This is a genomic window from Deltaproteobacteria bacterium, from assembly GCA_019308905.1.
Lineage (GTDB): Bacteria > Desulfobacterota > BSN033 > WVXP01 > WVXP01 > JAFDHF01.
This window is the reverse complement of the sequence record JAFDHF010000041.1, coordinates 1-21,775: the sequence shown is the minus strand read 5'-3', so window position 1 is coordinate 21,775 and position 21,775 is coordinate 1. Positions and strand designations below refer to the sequence as shown.

The following is a 21,775-nucleotide window of genomic DNA, read 5'->3' as shown; positions in this document are numbered from 1 at the left end:
GATGCTTTGAACGATCTCTCCCAACTAACTCAATCGAGTGTGTGGGCTTGTTTGACTCAATCGACTTACCCGGTCAATTCCGCCGCAAGGGGATGAAGTGGAATGGGTTTTTTTCACTTAGTGGACTTGTTTAACCAATTCAACCGATCCTTTTTCGGGTAGCTGCCGTGTACGAGACCTTTTTTGGATTCAGAGAGAAGCCCTTCAAGATGACCCCTGATCCGAGGTTTCTCTACCTCAGCGCGACCCACAAAGAGGCCCTGGCCCAGTTGCTCTATGGCGTCAAGGAACGGAAGGGGTTCGTCGTCCTTTCGGGAGAGGTGGGTACCGGCAAGACCACCGTTGTCAGGGCGATGCTCGAACGATTGGATGAAAACTGCCAGTTTGCATATATCTTCAACACGAAACTCTCGGTACTCGATTTTCTCAGGCTCGTTTGCCACGATTTCGGCCTCCACGTGAGAGGCGAGGCAAAGACGGATTACCTGATAAGCCTCCACGACTTCCTGATCGAATCCGACAACGATGGCAAGACCACCACCCTGATTGTGGATGAGGCCCAAAACCTCGATGCCTCTGTTTTTGAAGAGATCAGGATGCTTACCAATCTTGAGGCCCCGAGCCACAAGCTCCTCCAGATATTCCTGATCGGTCAGCCCGAGCTGAACGTGCTTCTCGACCAGGCCGACCTGCAACAGCTCAAGCAGAGAGTCAGCACCCGCTACCACCTCATCCCCCTGGACCAGAGAGAGACCAGAGAATACATCCACCTCCGCATGAGGATAGCCGGGGCGAGGTTCATGAACTGCTTTACGGAGGGGGCAATCCAGAAGATCTACCACTACTCCCATGGCATCCCGAGGCTCATCAACAACATCTGCGACAACGCCCTCCTGCTCGGCTATGCGAATGACACCCCCATTATCAGCGAAAAGACCGTCCGTGAGTGCGTAGTCGACCTCGACTTGCAGAAGGGTTCCAAGAATCATGGGCGGCCCTGCCGGGGCGAGCCGGGAAAGGGGCGGCAGAGACGGTCGATCGTCTATTTTTCTCTCCTCGTCCTGCTTCTCGCCCTTCTGGCCTCCGGGGTTTTCCTTTTTCTTACCGGCAGAATCGGAAACCCCTACGGCCTCTCAAAGCCTGCTGAGACGGTGAAACCCCTCCAAGATGAGAGTCGGGCAGGGGACGTCCGAGACCCCGGGGCAGAGGAGACCGCGGTACCAGGCCTATCCGAAGGGGCACGGCCCGTTGCATCAGGCCTTGCGGGGGCTGTCCCTCCAGCCCGGTCCCGGAAGAATGACGGCGAGGAACTGGAAGAGCCCCGGGTGCCGGAAGCTCCGGCAGTCTCTCAAAGCCCGGAGGCCCGCACGGTGACGGTGGGAAAAGGGGATACCCTCGGTCGAATCATCTTCCGGGAATACGGGAGGGTCGATACCCATCTTCTGAGGGCCGTCCAAGAGCTGAATCCCGATATTACCGACATCGACACGATCTTCGTCGGACAGCAGGTCGGATTGCCTGCTGATTTGGAGCAAGCCTACAACAAGCCGGGAAGGCCTTCTTATTTCTCCGTTCACGTGGCGTCCTTCAAGGCCTTTGATCATGCCAGCAAGTTTTTCAAGGAGCTGATGGAAAGGGGAGAGAAACCGGCGATAGTTCCAGCAACCATCAACGGCAAGACATGGTACAGGGTGGCCGTGGGCGAATATGGAGGCTTGAGAGAAGCCCTGACAAGTGCAAAGAGACTCGTCCGAACAGGCCGGACCAATTATGCAAAACCCATAAAACTGCCGGACCTGCCAAAGCAGAGTTGAATAAGGTAAGGAGTCAAATAAGCTAAATGGGTCAAGTGGGTCAAATATGCCAGATACGCCAAACAACTTAGGAGCGTTGAGCGAGTTGAAGGTGTCGACTGAATCGACTGGGTCGATTGGACCAGGCAGTCTGCATGTTGACTCAACCGGGCAAGGCGGCCCGACCAGCCCGACCAACTTAGCGGACTTGGTTAGGTTAACGGGGCTGGTCGGCTTTGTTGACTTAGTTAACCTAATCAACCAAATTAACTGATTTCTTGCTACGCATTGTTACAAACCCTGACAATTTCTTGACGGGGGAAAGGAAGAACCCCTGACCGGCGGAGCCATATCTCGACAAAATCAGTCAAGTAACTCAATAGATAGGTCCAATCAGTTGACCAAAACGAAGGGTGGGCATATGAAATCGCGTGAAATTTGCCGGATCAAGTCAGCCGACACAGCTGATCCAGCTCGCTCAGTTAGCCCAGTCAAGTCAACTAGCTCAATCAACTCAATCAACTCGGTTGACTCAGTTAACTCGATCGACTCAATCAACTCGATCGACTCAATCAACCAAACCCTCTCTCGCCGCTGGTACGTGATCTACACCAAACCCCGTGCCGAGGACTTGGCTCACGATGAACTCGAGGGCAAGGAGATCTCCGTCTTCCTGCCCAAGATCAAGGGGGTCAAGTTTCGGAGGCGCAAGCTTCGTGAGATCGTCGAGCCCATGTTTCCCAGCTACCTCTTTGCAAGGTTTTCGATTCCCGAGGAGTATTATCACGTCAAGTGGGCAAGAGGGGTGAAGCGGATCGTGGGTTGTGGCGAAGGACCGATCCCTCTGGACGATTCCGTGGTAGAGTTTCTCAAGGGACAGGTAGACGAGGAGGGCCTCATCTTCCGGCATCCCGGCCTGAAGGAAGGGGACAGGGTCAGGGTCAAGGAGGGGCCCCTGGAAGGGCTGTGGGGGGTGGTCCGTGGGGAGGTCGATTCCAAGCAGAGGGTCAGGATCCTCATGGACATTCTCCACTCGGGGGCCAAGGTCGAGCTGCCCTGTTCGTTTGTCGAAAAATACGACTGACATTCTTGACATGAGAGCCCCAATAGGAAATACTGAATGGTGTCTTTGCCGGATACGCCGGGAGGGTTTTCTAACCTTACAGCGACACTTTGGTTGCGGAGTCGTTCCTTCGCTTCGCTCCTCAAAATGACTCAGGTGTCGTTGTAGCGTCGAATTCAGGCAATTCTTGGTGACAAAAATGAAGAAAGCTTCCAAGATCGTGTTTTTTATCATCCTGTTTGTCTCAGCCACTGTTCGATTCGAACGAAACGGAGCGATCGAACACTTCGAACGTTTCCATCGACTCGGCCTGGTTGACTTAACTAACTTGATGAACCTGTTTAACCAGCCTTCGGCCTGGTCTCAAGAATCCCGGCAACAACCTGCATCAAGCGCGGTCAAGCTCCCCAGGAATTATGTCATCGGACAGGGGGATGTCCTGGAGGTCTTTGTGTGGCGGAACGAGAAGCTTTCCCGCCAGGTTGTGGTCAGACCGGACGGCAAGATCTCTCTGCCCCTGATTCAGGACGTGCGGGCTGAAGGGTTGACCGTCCCCTGGCTGAGGAATGAGATCACCCGCAGGTTCAGTAAATATCTGGAGCATCCCAAGGTCACCGTGATCGTGAACAAGATAAACAGTTACAAGGTGAGCGTCCTGGGCCGGGTGGCCAGGCCCGGTGTCTACCCCATCACGGGTGACACGACACTGGTGGAGGCCATCTCAATGGCAGGGGGATTCACCGAATGGGCGAACAAGAGGAAGATCACGGTGATTACCCACCGTAACGGGAAAAAGGAGAAGCTCGTCATCAACTACAAGAAGATCGTGTCCGGGAAGGACCCGAGCCAAAACATCGTTCTCAAACGCCACGACACGATCATAGTCCCCTGAGCTTTGACATTTGAAATCTCACAGCCTCATGTTCACTCTGAAACCTTTATGTGCCGCTGTCGCCATATTGCTGATCCCATGCGCTTGCCTTGGCGCGGGCAAATGGTCGATCGTCCCGCGTATCTACCTGGAAGAGCAGTACGACGACAACCTTTTCCTGAGCGAGACTGATGAGCAGGAGGACCTCATCACCACCGCCTCTCCCGGGATCGATCTGAAGTATGAGTCGCCCACTGGGATGATCGACCTCGACTATGAACTCAGGAGATCCATCTACAATGACTTCTCCGAGCTCAATTTCACGGGACAACGGGGGTGGTTGGAGGCTCGGAAGGAATTCAGCCCTCGATTCGCTGCCGGGATCAGGGAGCTCTTCATCCGGTCACAGGACCCCGTGGGGCTGACCCGAGTCCCGACCTTCGAGCGCCCCTCTATCAGATTCGGAGAGAGAAGGCCCTATACGCGTAATGTCGTGCAGCCGGATTTCACCTTCACATTCTACAAGGACAGTTCGATCCGGATCGGGTATCGCAACCACATACTCAACAACGACGCCGAGGATGTTGCCGATCAAGACGAGAACGCCGTAAATGCCTTGCTTACTTATTCTTTCAACGTGCGCAACAGGGCCGAGTTATTCTATGAACGTCTCAGCCAGGACTATGGGCCCACAATCCCTCCGGAGCCTCCCAGAGATTTTGTCGGAGACCTGGTTCGGGCGCGTTACACCCATAACTTCGACCCGAGGACGTCAGCCTACTTTGAGTATCGATACTACCAGAAGGACATGGATCAGGAGACACCCTCCTTTTTTGACTACAAAGTCCATGACCCGAAACTGGGCTTTTCTCGGGCCCTGTCCGAGAAGGTTTCCCTTGAGGCTTCTGCAGGGTATGCCTTTCGGGACACTGACACCGCGGATAACCAGGAAACCTTTACGGGTACGGTGCGCTTTTCGAGTCAATACAAGCGCCTGAATACCGAAGTCTATGGCGACACAGGTTTCCAAGACGACTTCCGTACCGCCGAAAGTCTGGGCTTCAACGAATTCTGGCGGGCGGGCTTCAGAGGGACCTATCAGTTTCTCCAGAGACTGTGGGGCGACGGTTACTTCTACGTGGAAAGAGACGATTATACGGATATTGATCGCACGGATAAGTACTGGGATGTCCGGGGTGTGGTGCGCTATCAGCTCCTGAGATGGCTTTTTCTCTCCTTCGATTACGAATACTTCAAGAGAAACTCCACCGCGGCGGGTCAAAGCTACACAGACAACCGGTTCTTCGGCCGTCTCACGGCCCGGTACGACATCGCCGAGAAATATCAATGAAAGAATGTTCAATCCATCGAAATCCTTCAAGGTGTCCAGATGAATCAAGAAATGTTATACTTACACGAGACCTTGCAGTTTTCCGATGGATTGACCTAAGGTTCTGAATTGACCCAATCGCAATCAACCATTCCGACGAAACAGACCAGATAGACGAGATCGACGATCCCGACGAGACGGAGGCTTTTCCCAAATGAAATGGGAAGAAATAAGGAATACTTTCAAGGACCAATGGGTCTTGGTCAAAGTTGATAAAGTGGATGCAAGCCTGAATATAGTAGAGGGAGAGGTGTTGGCGCATTCGAAAGACAAGGATGAGGTATACAAGAAGCTGCTCGAGATCAGGCCCAAGGAATTCTCAGTTGAGTATACAGGAATGATTCCCGAAGATTTGGCCGTGGTGCTGGTTGATCTTGAATGAGAACATATAATGCTCAAAAGAGAGGATCTCTCCTGCTGATCAAGGCTTTTGTTGAGGGAGTAGAGGGTAGGGCTTATCCGACCTTGTTGGTAGACACTGGGTCAGCCTATACGCTGATATCACAGGAAATACTCGAATCCATAGGTTGCAGCCCTGCGGTGCCCAAAAGGACTCAAAGGATCATAACCGGGAGCGGGTATGAGATAGTTCCCGTGGTTTCTGTCAGCAAGTTTCATTGCCTGGGGCGTCTATTGCAGGATTTTGAGGTGCTGGCCCATACTCTGCCTTTTGGAGTTTATGTCGATGGGTTGTTAGGTATGGATTTCCTGGGGAGATTTGAAATCGAGATTATACTTCGTTCCGGTAGCATACTGATGAAATAGGATTCGGTCGAAACAGGCACTTTTGCCTTTCCCGACGAGACAGACCAAATAGACGAGACAGACCAAATAGACGAGACCGACGAAATCCCATGCAAGACCAATCTCTGACCCACATCCAGATCCGCACGGCCCTTTACGTGGTCAAGAAACACAGGTGGAAGATCGCGGTCCTTTTCCTTTCCACGGTCATCACGGTGGCTGTGGGCTCGATGATGGCGACCCCCGTGTTCCGGGCCTCCTCCCAACTGCTTGTCCGGGCGGGACGGGAGGATATCTATGTCTCCCCCAGCGGAGGCGCGCCGGCGGTGGTGGATTACTCGAGAGAATCCGAGAAGGTGAACTCGGAAATCGCGATCCTCAAAAGCTTCAGCCTGGTAGTCAGCCTGGTCGACCGCATGGGGGTGAGCCGCCTCTTCGACTATCCCGACCGGACGCTCAAGGGCCGGCTGTTCGGGGGAAAGGAACAAAAGGAGGAAAAGAAGAAGATCCCCTCCTTGCAGGGGGTTTACAAGGCCGTGGCGAATAGCCTCAAGGTTTCTGCTGTTCCCAGGAGTAACGTAATCAACGTCACCTTTGAATGGCCGGACCCGGTCATCGCCGCCAGGGTCGTGAATACCCTCGTCGGCCTGTATCTCGATCAGCACATCAGGGTCTATACCAATCCTCGGACATACAGCCTGCTCGAGGAACAGGCCAAAAAGTGGGAACAGCGGCTGAGAGAGTCTGAAAGAGAGCTCGAAGCCTTCAAACGGAGTCATTCCATCACCTCTCTCTCCCAGCAAAGGACCATTCTTCTCGGGAGGCTCTCTGATGGTCGATCCCAGATGAGAAAGACCGAAAACGAGATTCAGGAGAACTTGGAGCTCGTGGCGTCCTTGCAGGGCCAGCTTTCCAGCCTCGACCAGAACGTTCAGCTCCAGGAGACGGTCAACAAGACTTCACAAACCCTGGCAGCCCTGAAGGCGAGGCTGGTCGATCTCGAGCTCCAGGGGCTCAAGGAAGAGATCAGGCGGGTCAAGAAGATGATCGCCGAAGAGGAGAAGAAGGAACAGAAGGTGGTCGTTTCGGGGAAGAGCCCGGTACGCCAGAACCTCGAGACAGACCTTCTCAGGGCAAAGGCACGCCTCGAGGCGCTGAAGGCCAAGGCAAGGAGCCAGAAATCCCAGATCGCCTCCTACCGGAAGGATCTGGCCAATCTCGACAGGTTTGAAAAACAGATAAACGAGCTTAAGAGGCAGGTTTCGATCAATGAGGCGAACTACAAGCTCTATCTTAGGAAGTTCGAAGAGGCCAAAATAGGCGAAAGCATGGATAAGCGGCTGTACCTGTTATGAGGCCGGTCAAGCCCAAGAAAAGGCTCAATGTGTTGATCGGCGGGTTTCTGGGGCTCATGGCCGGGGTGGGCATGGCCTTCCTGTTGGAGTTCCTCAATCCTGTTTTTCGCACGCGCGAGGATGTGGACCAGTTCCTGGGTCTTCCGGTTCTGGCCACCCTCCCCAAGGAGAAGGGGACCCGGGCATAGCGGGGTTTGGCCCGCCTGGCGGCAGACGCTCCCGACGAGATAGACGGTTTTGCTTTTTCTGACGAAATAGACGGTTTTAGTTTTTTCGACCAGACAGACGAAATAGACGAAATCGACCAGATAGACGAGACAGACCAGACAGACGAGACAGACCAGACAGACGAGACCGACGAAACAGACCAGATAGACGAAACAGACCAGACAGACGAGACCATGAAACCATGTCCAAGACCTATGACGCTCTCCTGAAAGCACAGAGGGAGCAGATCCAACGCAAAGAAAAGGCTACATCCTCTGCCCAGAAGGTTTCTCCCGCGTTCCCTCCGGAAAGGGCGCCGGTAAGAACCCTTACGGAGCGGGAAAGACTCACGAGTTGTGTCGTGGTGGGGAGCTTTACCGCAAAGCCGGATTCTCTCATGGCCGAGCAGTTCCGGAAAATGCGAAGCATGATAACCACCCATAACCTTGCCAATTCTCTTCGTTCGCTCGTGGTTACGAGTTGCATGCCCGGTGAAGGAAAAACCACTGTGACACTGAACCTTTCCAGCATAATGGCCCAGGGCCTGGATGGGTCTGTCATCCTGATCGATGCGGATCTGAGGCGGCTGAAGTTGACATCTCTGCTCGGCCTGGCCAAGGCACCAGGGCTTTTCGACCTTTTGGAAGAAAGGGTCTCTCTCGAAGAGGTGATGGTTCCTACGGAGATCGAGGGCCTCACCCTGATCCCGGCGGGAATCAGACCGTCTAATGCGGGTGAATTGGTCGGTTCAAGACGGATGAACGGTTTGATCCAGGAGTTGAAAGGGAGATACAGGGATTCTTACATCATAATCGACTCCACCCCTATTATTTCGACCTCGGAAGTAAGTGCTCTAAGCCAGATGGTCGACGGGATCATTGTCGTGATCATGGCCGACAAGACTAGAAGGGACCTGGTCAAGAGGGAGCTCAGGACGATCAATCGCGAAAAGATACTCGGAGTGGTGCTCAACTGCGCCGAATTCGAAACCTCCGACTACTACGGGGGTTACTACAAGCAATACTACGGCAAGGAAAAAGACTAACCCTCCCCCCGCCTTCGCCCAAACAGACGATCTTCGGTTTTTCGACCAAACAGACGAGACAGACGCTTTTGCCTTTCTCGACGAAACGGATGGTTTTGTTTTTTCCTGACGAAACAGACGAAACCGACCAAACAGACCAGATAGACCAATAACATGAAACTCTTCTCTCGAGATTCGCTGAACTATCGCCTCAACGGTCCTCTACCCCTGGATCCCGAGACGGGGCTCTATACCCGGAACTACTTTCTCCTCCGACTCAGGGAGGAAAGGGAGCGGAGCAGGCGGACCGGGAGCCCCTTTTCCCTGCTTGTCTTAGACCTGGCAGGAGCGGTCTCGGCGTTGAACGGCAAAGCCAGAGGGTCTGCCCGGGCCGTTGAGAGCCGGCTGATCAAGCAGCTCCTCAGGAGTGCCAGGGAGATCGATATCAGGGGATGGCTCGACGCAAGAATGGTCGGTCTCCTCATGCCCAACACCCAAAGATCGGGGGCGCTTGAAGTCAAGGCGAAGATATGCAACCAGGCAGGGCGGAACTGGCCGGTTGCCAAGGGCGTGGACCTCGGTCGATTCGTCCAGGTCTATACTTTTGACGGAGACTGTCCGGACGGAGGGAGCGACCCGCGGGAGGGAAAGGACAAAGCGGGAAGCGGAGGTAGTCTCAATGGCAGCCCGGTATACACGGACATAGTGAGCCCGGATACCCCATCCTCCCAGGGGAGGCTTGCAAAGCGGATCCTCGACGTGGTGGGGTCGCTCCTCGGCATCATTCTCACGTCTCCCCTGATGCTTATTCTTGCCCTCCTGATCAAGTTGACCTCCCGGGGCCCGGTGCTCTTCCGCCAGGAGAGGATCGGTTTTCTGGGCCGAAGGTTCGTCTTTCTCAAGTTCAGGTCAATGTATGTCGACACGGACCCCGAGATCCACAAGAGATTCGTAACGGGTCTGATCAGCGGGCATCACCAAAAGCTCAACCAGGGGACAGACGAAGAGCCTGTGTACAAGATCAGCGACGATCCCCGGGTTACACCGCTGGGTCGTTTTCTTAGGAAGACGAGCCTGGACGAGTTGCCCCAGCTCTTCAACATCCTTAAAGGAGAGATGAGCCTCGTCGGCCCTCGTCCTCCGATTCCTTACGAGGTAGAGAAGTACAGCCTGTGGCATTCGGCCCGGATATTCGAGGTCAAGCCGGGACTCACGGGGCTGTGGCAGGTGAGCGGCAGGAGCCGGACGAGTTTCGACGACATGGTAAGGCTCGACCTCCGGTACGCGAGCAACTGGTCCCTCTGGCTCGACATCAAGATCATCCTCAAAACCTTCGGCGCAGTCCTCTCGGCCAAAGGCGCCTACTAGGGCCGGATAGACGAAACCCGCGCCTTTGCCTTTCCCGACGAAACAAACTAAACAGACGAAACAGACCAGATAGACCAAAAACCCGGAGGTTTCTCATGATTACCATAGGCATCATAGGGTGTGGCTACTGGGGGCCGAACCTTATCCGGAACTACACCCAATTGGCCCAAAGCCGTATGCTCATGTGCTGCGATCTGGACCGGAAGAAACTCGACCGAATGGAGGCCCTCTACCCGGGCATCGTAACCACAGATGACTTCAAGCGGTTGATAAACAATCCGGAGATCGATGCGATCGGCATCGCCACGCCGGTCTTCACCCATTACGAACTGGCAAAGGAGGCGCTCCTCCACGACAAACACGTGTTTGTCGAGAAGCCCCTGTGCCACAACTCGGAGGCCTGCCTCGACTTGATCCGCCTCGCCGAGAAGAAAGACAGGATCCTCATGGTGGGCCACACCTTCGAGTACACGGCCGCCGTCAACAAGATCAGGGAGATCGTCGCAAGGGGAGACCTCGGCGAGATCCTCTACATATCGAGTGTCAGGCTGAACCTCGGGCTCTTCCAGCCCGATATCAACGTGATCTGGGATCTGGCTCCGCACGACATCTCCATCATCACCTACATCCTGGGGAAACACCCCGTGTCGGTCAACGGCCAGGGCAAGGGTCACTACAAGAAAGAGATCGAAGACGTCGCCACCATTACCCTCAACTTTCCCAACGGGACCATTGCATTCATCCACAGCAGTTGGCTCGATCCAAAGAAGGTACGGAGGACGACGATCGTTGGGAACAAGAAGATGCTGGTCTACGACGACACCGAACCCCAGGAAAAGATCAAGATATACGACAAGGGAGTGGAGGCACCGCCCTACTATGACACCTTCGGTGAGTTTCCCTTCTCCTACAGGTACGGAGACATCTACAGCCCTCGCATCGAGGAGTACGAACCCCTCCGGCACGAATGCGCCCACTTCATCGAGTGCATCGAAAAGAACCAGACTCCTCGCAGCGACGGCTACAGCGGCCTCAGGGTTGTGTCCGTGCTCGAGGCCGCCAGCGAATCACTCAAGAGGCAGGGCAAAGCAGTCCCCATCAAGTACGCCAACCTGATCAAGAATGCAGCATAAACGGATCGCCCCGGATGTCAGGCTGGGCCTGAACGTGAAGATCGCAGATTTCGTCAACCTCTACGGGTGTGAGATCGGCGACAACACCAAGATCGGCCCCTTTGTAGAAATCCAGAAGAACTCCAGGATCGGCAGAAACTGCAAGATCCAGAGCCACACCTTCGTCTGCGAAGGCGTGACGATCGAGGACAACGTCATGGTGGCCCACGGGGTCACCTTCACGAACGACAAATACCCAAGGGCAACAACCCCCGAGGGAGAGCTCCAGACCGAGGAAGACTGGTCCGTGGAACCCACCCTGGTCAAAAGGGGAGCCTCTATCGGCTCGGGATCGACGATCCTGTCCAGCATCACCATCGGCGAAGAAGCCATAGTCGGGGCGGGAAGCGTCGTCACCCGTGACGTGCCTGCAAAGACCATCGTCGCCGGCAACCCGGCCCGAGTGCTCAGAGAAATACCGGATGTTCACCGCAGAGGCGCAGAGGACGCAGAGAAAGCGCAGGTTTCCCTTTCTGCTGAGAGGGCGGAAAGGGGAAGCCCGGCATCTCCGAACTGTTCAAGTGAGAGGAACCGGATGGATCCCAAGTAATTGAGCAGTGCTGTCACGAGAATACAGTCATCCTAATCCTAGAGCCGAAAGCATGCTAGAAAATCGAACCGATTCATAAAGCCCGACTGTCGACCTATCTCAAGTTGTCGGGCCTCAAGTTGGGATTGCTGCTGAATTTCGATGTCCCAGTGATGCGCGACGGCATCGTCCGAATCGTGAACAATCTGGAGGAAAAGCCCATTTGAGACGCCTTTTGCTTTCCGCCCCCTCAGCGGAAAGCAAAAAGATAGCTCGACTCAGCGTTCTCTGCGCCTCTGCGGTGAAAGAGAACGAGGCCCCCGGAGGATCCCTTCAGGCAACCGAGACGGCGCCACACCTCAAAACCCGAAACGCGGCCGACGGAATTGAAGGGACCCAGAGACTTCTTTGAACTGGCATTCTGTCGTTCCCATGACCAGAAGAAACTTCTTGCAACTTGCGGGTAACGTAGGGGGAATGTTAATGGTCTTTCCGGCTTGTGGATTTTCCTTTATGGAGGGCATCTTCCGCCGTTTGAGAAGCCGCTTCGGCCTTGCGCCCGAGATACCACCAGACAGCGAGAGAGAGATCGTCGAGCTCCCTGACGAAGGCCGGACCGTTTCCATCGAAAAGGCTCTGAACTCACGGTGCACGAGCGACTACGATGAAGATCCCAGGAATTTTCACTGGGGCATGTTCGACAGGATGAAGAGATTGTCCGAGGACCAGGTGCACAGCGTAGTCGAACTCGCCAGGATCCCCCGTTTCACCGCGCTGGACGTGGGAATCCGGGCCAAAGAAGGCCTCCTGACCTTTGTCATCGACAACCATGCCTCGGGCATCGAGAGAGACTGGGCAATGATCGAAAGCGGCATGCAGCACCAGGCCGTAGGGCTAGTTTGCGCCGCTCTCGGCGTGGGCATGGCTTTTCGGAACCTCGGAAAAGACGGAAAAACCCTGTCCGATGGCGTCCATGCCACGGTAAACATACAGCTCGATGCCATGAAGCCCTCCTACGGCGCTTCGTTCTGGTCCGACATGCCTCCCGTGGAGAAGAAACCATGGCAAAGAGGGAATCTGCCCGATCCTGCCAGAGACGGCACGATACCGCTCACAGGTGCCCTGGAAAGGCTGAAGACCGAGAAAGGCCATGGCCAACAACCCACCGAGGAGTCAGTCGGCCAACTGCTGTGGGCGGCCAGGGGAAGAACCCCCCACTTCTACAAATCGAGGCCTTGGGGCATGACGGTTCCCACATGGGCCGGCGAGCAGGGCATATCGAGCGTCTATTTCGTGTCCGAAAGAGGCGTTTCAAAGTACGTGAACTGGCATGGCGGCAGGCCCACACATCTGCTCGGTGAGGCAGGGCAGGCGGACACGCAAGAGATCAGCCGGGTGTTGAGCTCGTTTTCGGCAAGCCTCGGGCTCGTCGTTCTCGGAAGGAACGAGGGCTTCGGGCGAGCACTTTGGGAGATCGGCTATCAGTTGCTCAATCTCCTCGTCCAGGCCCATGGTTTGGGGATTTCCTATCGGGCCGTCTTGCTCGACGAGGCACAGAGGACAACCCTCCGGCGGCTGGGGATCATGGATCCCGTCGCCCTGCTGGTAACTTGAGGCGTTGGACCCAATCATACACAGGTCTGGGCTGACTATGGATATCAAGGAAACCGTCAGGAACTTTTTCATGGAGGAACTGGCAGACAACGGATTTCACGACGGCATCCGTGACGACGAATCGCTCGTGGATGCGGGGGTTCTCGACTCCCTGGCGATCCTCGTGACGCTCAGCTTTCTCGAAGAACGCTTCGGCATAGTCCTCGACGAGGGCAAGCTGAAGCCCGAAGAGCTCGAGACCATAGACTCGATATGCGAGTTCATCGAGACCAACGGGAAGCCCGGAAAAAAATGAGAAACAGCGCCATCAGCTTTCTCTACGAGACGGTCAGGGAGTTCCCGGGCAAGCCCTGCATTTCCGACGACAGGGAAACCGTCACCTTTTCGGAAGTCCTTTCAAGGGCGTTCAAACTCGCAGAGGCCTTGAGAAAGGACGGCCAAACGAACCGGCCGGTCGCGGTCTACCTGCCCAAGACCACCTCGGCCGTCGTATCTTTTGCCGGCATCTTGATGTCGGGCAACTTCTATGTCCCTGTCGACCGGAAATCACCGAGGAAGCGGCTTCAGAACATCCTCGGGAACCTGCTTCCTTGGCGTGTGGTGACTGTGCGGCAATACGAGCCCGAGCTGCAGGAATTGTCGGTTCCCCCGGAAAAGACGGTTTTCCTGGAGGATCTCCCGGCCGCCGGCCGCGGGCTCTCCATTGAAGAGATGATCAGACAAGCCAGGGCAACAACCGACATGATCATCGACACCGACCCGTGCTACGTGATGCACACCTCGGGCTCCACCGGCATCCCCAAGGGTGTGGTAGTCCCGCACAGGGGGGTTGTCGATTACATAGAGTGGGCGATCCCGGCGCTCCGGGTCGACGCCGGCGAGGTCATCGGCAACCAGGCTCCCCTTTGCTTCGACAATTCGACACTCGACATATACCTGAGCTGGGCGACAGGGGCCGAGCTCCGTCTCATACCGGAAGATTTGTTTGTTTTCCCTGCAAGGCTCATACAATACCTGGAGAAGCACAGGATAAGCTTCGTCTTCTTCGTGCCGTCGGTGCTCGTCAACATCGCCAGGTTCGATCTGCTTTCCCCGGAACGGCTGCCCCATCTCAAGAAGATCGTCTTTGCCGGCGAGGTCATGCCCACCAGGCATCTGGCATACTGGCAGGAGAACCTGCCCGACAGACTCTACGTGAACCTGTACGGTCCCACGGAAATCACGGTGGACTGCACCTATTTCATCGTGGATCGCAGATACGAGCCCCACGAAAGCCTGCCAATCGGCTTTCCGTGCCACAATTCGGGCATCCTCATTCTGAATGACAAGGATCGCCCTGCCGGGACAGGCGAGCAAGGGGAGCTGTGCGTCAGAGGGTCCTCACTCGCCCTGGGTTACTGGAGGGACGAGGAAAAAACCAGGGAGGTCTTCGTCCAGAATCCCCTCCACAACGACTACAGGGACCCGATCTACCGGACAGGAGATATAGTCTACCGGAATGAGCGCGGTGAAATCATGTACGTGGGGCGAAAAGACGGCCAGATAAAGCACATGGGCAAGCGTATCGAGCTCGGAGAAATCGAGACGGCAGCCATGGGGGTGCCGCATGTTGACAGGTGCTGCGCGGCCTACGACCGGGAGAAGCAAGAGATTATTCTCTTCTACGAAGCCGGTGATGAGATTCCCGTAGGCGAATTCAAGAGATCCCTTGGAGAGGTGCTGCCCAAGTACATGATTCCCCGAAAAATCCGCCACCTCGAAAAGCTCCCCGCCGGTCCGAACGGCAAGATCGACAGGAGAAGATTGCTGGATGGCCTTTCCTGATGCGATCGTCATGGGATTCGGCAAGATGCCTGCAGATTGCGCTTCCGTCCTCCTGCAGAACGAGGTGGCCATACGGGGCATCTTGGAGACCGAGAAGGCCGGATTCTCCGGGCTCGCAGGATTCGCCGAAAGGGCAGGCATCCCCTTTGCCGCTCCGGCACGTGACGAGATCACCCATCGCCTCAGCCTCGTGGACAAGCCCACGGTCGTATTCAGCATCAACAACAACTATATATTCCCCCGAGACGTCTGCGGCAGAGAGAATCTCAGGATCGTGAATTTTCACAACTCCCTGCTCCCCCATTACCGCGGCCATGGCCGGGTTATTCCCTCCTGGGTCGTCTTCGCAGGCGAAGCCCGCCACGGGGTGACCTGGCACCTGGTGAGCGCGGATGTGGATGGGGGCAACATCCTGTGCCAGGGCGGTTTCGAAGTGTCGGAAGATGACACCGCACTGCAAGTGATGATGCGGGCCGTCTCTCTGGGGATTCGGCTCTTTGCCCGGCACTGGCAGGAGTTCATGGACCCAGAGTACAAGGGCCGGCCCCAGGGCGAGGCGCGCGGGCGGATATTCGGCAAGAACGACGTCCCCAACCGTGGCGAAATGGACCTGTCCTGGGATTTCAAAACGGCGGGCCGGTTCTTGAGGAGCATGGACTACGGGGTTTTCAGGCTGCTGCCCCTGCCCCGGATCCGTCTCGATGGGAAATGGTATGTGGTGAGAAAGTACAGAATTGAAAGCAGGGGAAACCGATTCTCCAAGGGGGGAGTTCAAGTCGTTGAGAGGCCCGAGGGAAAAGCCGGTGATGCTGCAATCCTGTATCCCGAGGGCATCATCAGACTATCGATTGCGGAGGAGAAGACCAGATGACCGACAGGCTGCTTGCACTGTTGGCGGAAATCCACCCGGAGCACGACTTCAGAGAGTCGAGTGACTTCATACACGACGGACTTCTCGACTCTTTTGACATCGTGACCCTTGTTGTGGCCCTCGAGGAGGCTTTTTCAATCTCCATCGACGGAGAGGATGTAACCTGGGAGAACTTCAGGAATCTCGAGAGCCTCGAGAACTTCCTGGACCGCTGTTTGGAAGCCGAAAGCCCGAATCGGGAAAAAACCCTTTCCACAGAGGAAGGGCCGTGAATATCACCCTCACCAACAAGAGGATCTCCGGGATCCTTTCCGTTGTGCCGAAGAACCGCGTGAGGTTTCTCGACGAGATCGAGAACTACGGCTTTTCGAGGGAAAAGTCTCTGAAGCTCCAGGAGACCATCGGACTCGACGAGCGCAGGATCGTCTCGGGCGACGCGTGCGGATCGGATTTGTGCGAATTCGGGCTCCGGTACCTCTTTGAGCGTGGCCTTCTCAGTCCGGATGAGATCGGGGCCATCGTTTTGGTGACCCAAACCCCCGACCATTTCATGCCGCCCACGTCCACGATCTTGCACGGCAAGCTGGGCCTCGGGCGCGAGGTGCTCTGCTTCGATATCAACCACGGCTGCACCGGCTACCTGTACGGGCTTCTCCAGGCGTTCATGCTGCTCCAACTTTCAGACGTGGGCAAGGTCGTCCTTCTCAATGCGGACACCCTGAGCCGGCGCTGCTCTCCGCGGGATCGGAACGTATACCCCCTCATCGGCGACGCAGGCACGGTTACCGTTGTCGAGAACACCGATGATGACAGCAAGATCTTCCTGAACCTGAGGACCGACGGCTCCCGCTTCGACTGGCTCATCATACCCGCAGGTGCCTTCCGCATGCCCTCTACCGAGGAGACCCGCAGGATCCGGGTCCTGCCCGACGGCAACCGGAGAAGCGACGAAGACTACCACATGAACGGTGCGGGTGTCTTCACCTTCACCCAGACCGACGTTGCAGCGGGGATAAAGCAGGTGTTCGAGTACGCGTCCATGGAAACCGGCGACATCGACTATTTCATGTTCCATCAGCCGAACCGGTTCATGCTGACCAAGCTGGCCAAGAAACTCGGCGTCCCGGTTGAGAAAATGCCGAACAACATAGTCGAGAAGTTCGGCAACTCGAGCTCGGCCTGCATTCCGGTCGCCATCTGTCACAACATAAGCCGCTTGCTTCTCCGGCAGAAACTCCGGATCTGCATGTCGGGATTCGGCGTGGGGCTCACCTGGGGAGCGCTGATCATGGACGTAGGACCACTTGAGTTCTGCGAGCTGATCGAGCGGTGACGATCCGTTTTGACCGGAGAAAAGACATGAACGCGCAGCGATTGCACAAAGCCGCGGAGTCCGTCCCATGGTAACCCGGTCGATATTTTACGAGCCACAAGACAGTTCCTGGTTTGAAAGTCTCAACCACTGACAGAGTCGATCCTGCTGCCTGGGACGAATTCGTCGAAGCCCATCCCCTCGGCTCGATCTTTCACCATTCTCTGTGGCACCAGGTCATCCGAAAAACCTACGGCTATCAGCCCCTGTACCACATCATCGCAGACAGGTCCTCCGGCCTCCGGGCCGGGGTCTGCTCGGTCTTCGTGAAGAGCCGCCTCACGGGGAAGCGGATTGTCTCCTATCCCTTTTCGGATTACTGCGACCCCCTGGTGAACGACGAAGCCGAACTGGACCTTCTGTTCGATGCCCTGGAGCGCTCCAGGGCCGAGCTTGGCGCGCGCTTTTTCGAGCTTCGTTGTTTCAGATCGCCGGGCCGTGCGATCGACTCCCAGGCCGAACCCGAGTACTACAGCCACCAACTCTCTCTTGACCGGGGACTCGGAGCGATATTTCGATCTTTTCACAAGAGCAGCATCCAGCGGGCCATCAAGAAGGCGCGGCGGGTGGACATCGAGATTTCGGCGGGAGAAGACCACGAGGACCTCAAGGCATTCTATCGCCTGCATCTCATGACTCGAAGGAGACAGGGTGTATCCATACAGCCTTTTCGGTTTTTCAAGAACGTGTGGGATGGGCTCCATCCAAAGGGCATGGTCAGCCTGCTGCTCGCGAGACACCGCGGAGAGTTCGTATCAGGAATCATAATGGGGTGGTTCAAGGACGTGGCCTACTTCAAGTTCGGCGCCTCGGACGACAGGCTCGCTCATCTCAGGGCGAATCAACTGCTCATGTGGGAAGCCATCCGTCTGGCTCAAGAACGGGGCTGCAAGAGGTTCGACTTCGGCAGAACCGGTGTAGCCAACAAGGGATTGATGCAATACAAGAGCCGGTGGGGTACGGAACAGTCACCGTTGAGCTATCTGAGGCTGCCCCTGGACCAAGAATCCGGGTTCTTGAAGGATGCGTCCACCAGGTCTCTGATTCTCAAGAAATCGATGATGCTGATGCCTTCCTTCGGGGTTCGTCTCACCGGGGAACTCTTCTACAAGCATTTTGCCTGACGTGCCGGAGACCCGGCTGGAGCTCTGAGCCCGAAAACCGGACGCGGAGTGCACTACACTGCGAAATAGACGGGGATGACCGGGATGGCTGGAGCCTTGATAAAACGGCTGCTCGCAAAAATCGCGTTTTTAGCCCCCGGGGGTTACTCCCTCAGGCCTTGGCTTCACAGGATACGCGGGGTCCAGGTGGGAAGAAACGTCTGGATAAGCCAGTACGTCTACATAGACGAGGTCCATCCTGAAAACATCATCATCAAAGACAACGTCGGTATCGGGCTCAGGACCACCATATTCTCTCATTTCTATTGGGGCAAGTACGAGCCAGGCAAGAAAGTCGGCAAGGTAGTGATAGAAAAGAACGTCTACATAGGACCTCACTGCGTCATCCTGCACGATGTGACAATAGGCGAAGGAGCCGTGGTAGCAGCCGGCACCGTGGTGACGTCCAACGTGCCCCCCGGGGTCCTGTACGGATATCCCTCGCCCAAACCCCTAGCCAGGGTAACCCGCCCCCTTGTCCACGGCACCAGTCACAAGGACTTTCTTTTGGGCCTGCGAAAACTCTAGGGGTACCAAAGGCCGCTGCTTGTCCCACGGGGAAGGTGCCTTCGGCTTTTTCACGCAAGGGCTTGAACCCACCGGAGAGCGGCCGAATCAACGGGTTTTCCAGTGACACGGAATAGTTTCTACTACTGTCTGAAGCCGGTCATTCCCCGCTCCCTCCAGATCTTTCTCCGAAGGCGGATAGTTCTCGCCAGGCGGAAATCACTGGCCCATGTCTGGCCCATCGATCACGGTACAGGACACCCACCCCCGGGATGGGCCGGGTGGCCCGGCCGGAAGCGGTTCGCCCTGGTCCTGACCCACGACGTGGAAACGGCGGCTGGCTTGAGGAAGTGCCGGGACCTGGTGTTCATGGAAAAGGAGCTCGGCTTTCGCTCCTCTTTCTACTTTGTCCCGGAAAGGTGCGACGTGCCGGGCGGACTCCTCCACTACATCAGAAACCAGGGATTCGAGGTCGGTGTCCACGGCTTGAAGCACGACGGCAAGCTTTACAATTCCTGGGAGATGTTCTCGGAGCGGGCTTCGCGGATCAACGACTACCTGAGAGAGTGGGATGCCGTGGGTTTCCGTTCTCCCTCCATGCATCACAACCTGGAGTGGCTCCACGAGCTCGAAATCGAGTACGATGCCTCTACCTTCGACACGGATCCCTTCGAACCCCAGGCCGACGGTGTTCGGACGATATTCCCCTTCTTCGTGCACGGGGATTCGAGACAGAAAGGGTACGTGGAACTCCCCTACACGTTGCCGCAGGATTTCACCCTCTTCGTACTCATGAAGGAAAAAGGCATCGACATTTGGAGACGCAAGCTGGACTGGATCGCCTCCCGGGGGGGCATGGCCCTCGTGAACACGCACCCGGACTACATGAGCTTTGAAGCCGGTCAACTCGAAAGAGATGAGTACCCTGCGGATCTTTACATGGAGTTCCTCGAGTACGTCAGGGCCAATTACGGAGATTCGTTCTGGCACGTGCTTCCGAGGGAGATGGCTGGCTTCTGGGCGGAAGAAGTATCGAGGAAGAAATATCGAGAAGGATCGGAAACACGGTCCAACCAGGCATTCGTGGCAGGTTCATGAAGAAAGGGGTTTGCATGATTCTTTACTCCTGGTACCCGACTGATATGCGGGTGAGACGGGAGGCAGAGACACTCCAGAGAGACGGGAGGTTCGAGGTGACCGTCCTGGCTCTCAAGCAGTACAAAACCCCGCGGCAATACGGGATGAACGGGGTTTCGGTCAAAGAGCTCGACGTGGAGAAGTACACGGGCAGGAGCAGGCTGAAATACCTCGTCTCCTACCTGAGATTCATGTATCTTTCTTTTTTGAGGTGCGCGGTTCTTACCCTCCGGGGCAGGGTGCATGTCGTACACGTTCACAACATGCCGAATTTCCTCGTTTTCAGTGCCCTTCCGGCCAAGATCCTCGGCAAGAAGATAATCCTCGACATCCACGATTCCGTGCCGGAGACCTTCTTGGCAAAGTTCGGCGATTGCTCTGGAGCCCTCTTCAAACTCCTCTGCCTGGAGGAGAGGATCTGCTGCGCACTCGCGGACAGGGTCGTATGCGTGAATCACGTTCAACGGGCCGTGCTCGTCAGGAGGGGCATTCCCCGGAGCAAGACGTTCATAGCCATGAATTTCCCGGACGAAGCGCTTTTTGTTCCTGGGAAAAGGAAAGAGGTCCGGCGGGACCGGCCCGGGGCGTTCAGGATGGTCTACCACGGGACCATCACGGAGAGGCTTGGTATCGACCTGGGAATTCAGGCCGTCCACGGCCTGTCAGCAGCTATCCCCAAGCTGGAGTTTCATATCTGGGGAGGCGGGGATGTCGATTATGTGGCTTACTGTGTCGAGCTGGCGAGAAAGCTGGGGGTGGGTGACAGGATCTTTTTCAACCAGGTGGTCCCCATGGATATCCTCTGGGAGCGCATCAAGGGGATGGACCTGGGAGTGGTACTGAACAAGAAGAATGCTGCCACCGAGCTCATGCTCCCTGTCAAGCTGCTCGAATATGTGGCGCTCGGAGTCCCGGTTGTTGCTCCGCGGCTTAAGACGATTCAGTATTACTTCTCCAATGGTACGATATCCTATTTTGAACCAGGCAACCTTGACTCCCTGACAGGCGTTATTCTCCGCACCTGGAAAGACAGGTCACGGCGAAAGCGGCAGGCCCAGAGCGCCAAGTCCGTTCTGGAAAAGTACGGCTGGCATAAGCGGAGGCACGACTTTGTCTCGTTTTATGATTGCTTGGGACAGCGGCGCAAACCGTGAAGACGATATCAGGTGTCGTTGTATGTATCTTTTCGACCCGGCTCTCCCGAGAGAAGATCCGGGGTTCTGAACCAAACGCGGGGGGAGAATCGGTCATGTTGAATATCGCTCAGATCGGCGTAGGCTACTGGGGGCCGAATCTGCTCAGGAACCTCGTGGCCAACAAGAAATGCGAGGTGACAAGAGTCGCCGAGCTCTCAGAAGAAAGGCGTGAATACGTGAAAAGGCTCTATCCCGCAGTCGAGACCACCCGCGATGTTGATCGGGTTCTTGAGGACGGCAGGGTGGATGCCTTGGTCATCGCCACACCCGTGGCCACGCACTTCGAACTGGCCATGAAGGGCCTGGAAGCGGGCAAGCACGTCCTGGTGGAAAAACCCTTGGCCAGGACCGTGAAAGAGGTGGAGGAAATAGGCAAGCTGGCCCGAAGAAAGAACCGGGTCGCCATGGTGGGACACACCTTCCTCTTCAATGCTGCCGTTCGCTACGTGAAAGAGCTCATCGATTCGGGAGGGGTGGGTGAGGTGCGCTACATTTACAGCCAGAGGTTGAATCTCGGCCGCATCCGTTCAGACGTGGACGAACTTTGGAACTTCGCCCCCCATGACACCAGCATT

24 protein-coding genes and 1 pseudogene are annotated in these 21,775 nt (G+C 56.0%); all 25 read left to right on the top strand.

The window, feature by feature from the left end:
* Nucleotides 1-167: 167 nt before the first annotated feature.
* Nucleotides 168-1,814, top strand: coding sequence for an AAA family ATPase (locus JRJ26_13310; protein MBW2058465.1), 1,647 nt, complete (start codon nt 168-170; stop codon nt 1,812-1,814).
* 580 nt (nt 1,815-2,394) lie between these two features.
* Nucleotides 2,395-2,877: a hypothetical protein gene (locus JRJ26_13305; protein ID MBW2058464.1), complete on the top strand. Its 483-nt coding sequence runs from the start codon at nt 2,395-2,397 to the stop codon at nt 2,875-2,877.
* A gap of 178 nt (nt 2,878-3,055) precedes the next feature.
* The gene (locus JRJ26_13300; protein ID MBW2058463.1) at nt 3,056-3,748 is read left to right on the top strand and encodes a polysaccharide biosynthesis/export family protein; all 693 of its coding nucleotides are present in this window, start codon (nt 3,056-3,058) and stop codon (nt 3,746-3,748) included.
* 28 nt (nt 3,749-3,776) lie between these two features.
* Nucleotides 3,777-5,078, top strand: a complete 1,302-nt coding sequence (locus JRJ26_13295; GenBank protein ID MBW2058462.1) for an outer membrane beta-barrel protein — start codon at nt 3,777-3,779, stop codon at nt 5,076-5,078.
* Between the two features lie 193 nt (nt 5,079-5,271).
* Entirely contained in the window at nt 5,272-5,499 is a 228-nt protein-coding gene (locus JRJ26_13290; protein MBW2058461.1) for a hypothetical protein, read from the top strand.
* Entirely contained in the window at nt 5,496-5,882 is a 387-nt protein-coding gene (locus tag JRJ26_13285; protein ID MBW2058460.1) for a clan AA aspartic protease, read from the top strand. Before JRJ26_13290 ends, JRJ26_13285 begins: the two co-directional genes overlap by 4 nt.
* An 89-nt stretch (nt 5,883-5,971) precedes the next feature.
* Nucleotides 5,972-7,216: a hypothetical protein gene (locus tag JRJ26_13280; GenBank protein MBW2058459.1), complete on the top strand. Its 1,245-nt coding sequence runs from the start codon at nt 5,972-5,974 to the stop codon at nt 7,214-7,216.
* Nucleotides 7,213-7,404 (top strand): hypothetical protein, encoded by a 192-nt coding sequence (locus tag JRJ26_13275; GenBank protein MBW2058458.1) that lies wholly within the window; start codon nt 7,213-7,215, stop codon nt 7,402-7,404. The genes JRJ26_13280 and JRJ26_13275 overlap by 4 nt, the downstream gene beginning before the upstream one ends.
* 6 nt (nt 7,405-7,410) lie before the next feature.
* A complete protein-coding gene (locus tag JRJ26_13270) occupies nt 7,411-7,653 on the top strand; it encodes a hypothetical protein (GenBank protein ID MBW2058457.1) in 243 nt (80 codons plus the stop codon).
* Nucleotides 7,626-8,468 (top strand): polysaccharide biosynthesis tyrosine autokinase, encoded by an 843-nt coding sequence (locus JRJ26_13265; protein MBW2058456.1) that lies wholly within the window; start codon nt 7,626-7,628, stop codon nt 8,466-8,468. Before JRJ26_13270 ends, JRJ26_13265 begins: the two co-directional genes overlap by 28 nt.
* 153 nt (nt 8,469-8,621) lie before the next feature.
* Nucleotides 8,622-9,815 carry a sugar transferase gene (locus JRJ26_13260; protein ID MBW2058455.1) on the top strand — a complete coding sequence of 398 codons (1,194 nt, stop codon included), beginning with the start codon at nt 8,622-8,624 and terminating at the stop codon, nt 9,813-9,815.
* A gap of 95 nt (nt 9,816-9,910) precedes the next feature.
* Nucleotides 9,911-10,948 carry a Gfo/Idh/MocA family oxidoreductase gene (locus JRJ26_13255; GenBank protein MBW2058454.1) on the top strand — a complete coding sequence of 346 codons (1,038 nt, stop codon included), beginning with the start codon at nt 9,911-9,913 and terminating at the stop codon, nt 10,946-10,948.
* Nucleotides 10,938-11,537 (top strand): N-acetyltransferase, encoded by a 600-nt coding sequence (locus JRJ26_13250; GenBank protein MBW2058453.1) that lies wholly within the window; start codon nt 10,938-10,940, stop codon nt 11,535-11,537. The genes JRJ26_13255 and JRJ26_13250 overlap by 11 nt, the downstream gene beginning before the upstream one ends.
* Nucleotides 11,537-11,743: pseudogene (locus JRJ26_13245) on the top strand (GxxExxY protein). Before JRJ26_13250 ends, JRJ26_13245 begins: the two are co-directional and overlap by 1 nt.
* Nucleotides 11,744-11,999: 256 nt before the next feature.
* A complete protein-coding gene (locus JRJ26_13240) occupies nt 12,000-13,130 on the top strand; it encodes a hypothetical protein (GenBank protein ID MBW2058452.1) in 1,131 nt (376 codons plus the stop codon).
* Nucleotides 13,131-13,200: 70 nt separating this feature from the next.
* On the top strand, nt 13,201-13,425 hold the full coding sequence (locus tag JRJ26_13235) for an acyl carrier protein (GenBank protein ID MBW2058451.1): 225 nt from the start codon (nt 13,201-13,203) through the stop codon (nt 13,423-13,425).
* On the top strand, nt 13,422-14,954 hold the full coding sequence (locus JRJ26_13230) for an amino acid adenylation domain-containing protein (protein MBW2058450.1): 1,533 nt from the start codon (nt 13,422-13,424) through the stop codon (nt 14,952-14,954). The genes JRJ26_13235 and JRJ26_13230 overlap by 4 nt, the downstream gene beginning before the upstream one ends.
* Complete coding sequence (locus JRJ26_13225; protein ID MBW2058449.1) at nt 14,941-15,825, top strand: hypothetical protein; 885 nt, start codon at nt 14,941-14,943, stop codon at nt 15,823-15,825. The genes JRJ26_13230 and JRJ26_13225 overlap by 14 nt, the downstream gene beginning before the upstream one ends.
* On the top strand, nt 15,822-16,097 hold the full coding sequence (locus tag JRJ26_13220) for an acyl carrier protein (protein MBW2058448.1): 276 nt from the start codon (nt 15,822-15,824) through the stop codon (nt 16,095-16,097). The genes JRJ26_13225 and JRJ26_13220 overlap by 4 nt, the downstream gene beginning before the upstream one ends.
* The gene (locus JRJ26_13215; GenBank protein ID MBW2058447.1) at nt 16,094-17,158 is read left to right on the top strand and encodes a ketoacyl-ACP synthase III; all 1,065 of its coding nucleotides are present in this window, start codon (nt 16,094-16,096) and stop codon (nt 17,156-17,158) included. Before JRJ26_13220 ends, JRJ26_13215 begins: the two co-directional genes overlap by 4 nt.
* Nucleotides 17,159-17,271: 113 nt before the next feature.
* Nucleotides 17,272-18,321: a GNAT family N-acetyltransferase gene (locus JRJ26_13210; GenBank protein MBW2058446.1), complete on the top strand. Its 1,050-nt coding sequence runs from the start codon at nt 17,272-17,274 to the stop codon at nt 18,319-18,321.
* A gap of 84 nt (nt 18,322-18,405) precedes the next feature.
* Nucleotides 18,406-18,888, top strand: coding sequence for an acyltransferase (locus tag JRJ26_13205; protein ID MBW2058445.1), 483 nt, complete (start codon nt 18,406-18,408; stop codon nt 18,886-18,888).
* A gap of 102 nt (nt 18,889-18,990) precedes the next feature.
* Nucleotides 18,991-19,965: a hypothetical protein gene (locus JRJ26_13200; GenBank protein MBW2058444.1), complete on the top strand. Its 975-nt coding sequence runs from the start codon at nt 18,991-18,993 to the stop codon at nt 19,963-19,965.
* The gene (locus JRJ26_13195) at nt 19,962-21,158 is read left to right on the top strand and encodes a glycosyltransferase family 4 protein (GenBank protein ID MBW2058443.1); all 1,197 of its coding nucleotides are present in this window, start codon (nt 19,962-19,964) and stop codon (nt 21,156-21,158) included. The genes JRJ26_13200 and JRJ26_13195 overlap by 4 nt, the downstream gene beginning before the upstream one ends.
* Before the next feature lie 95 nt (nt 21,159-21,253).
* Nucleotides 21,254-21,775 (top strand): Gfo/Idh/MocA family oxidoreductase (locus JRJ26_13190; GenBank protein ID MBW2058442.1); only part of this gene is annotated, 522 nt, incomplete at its 3' end.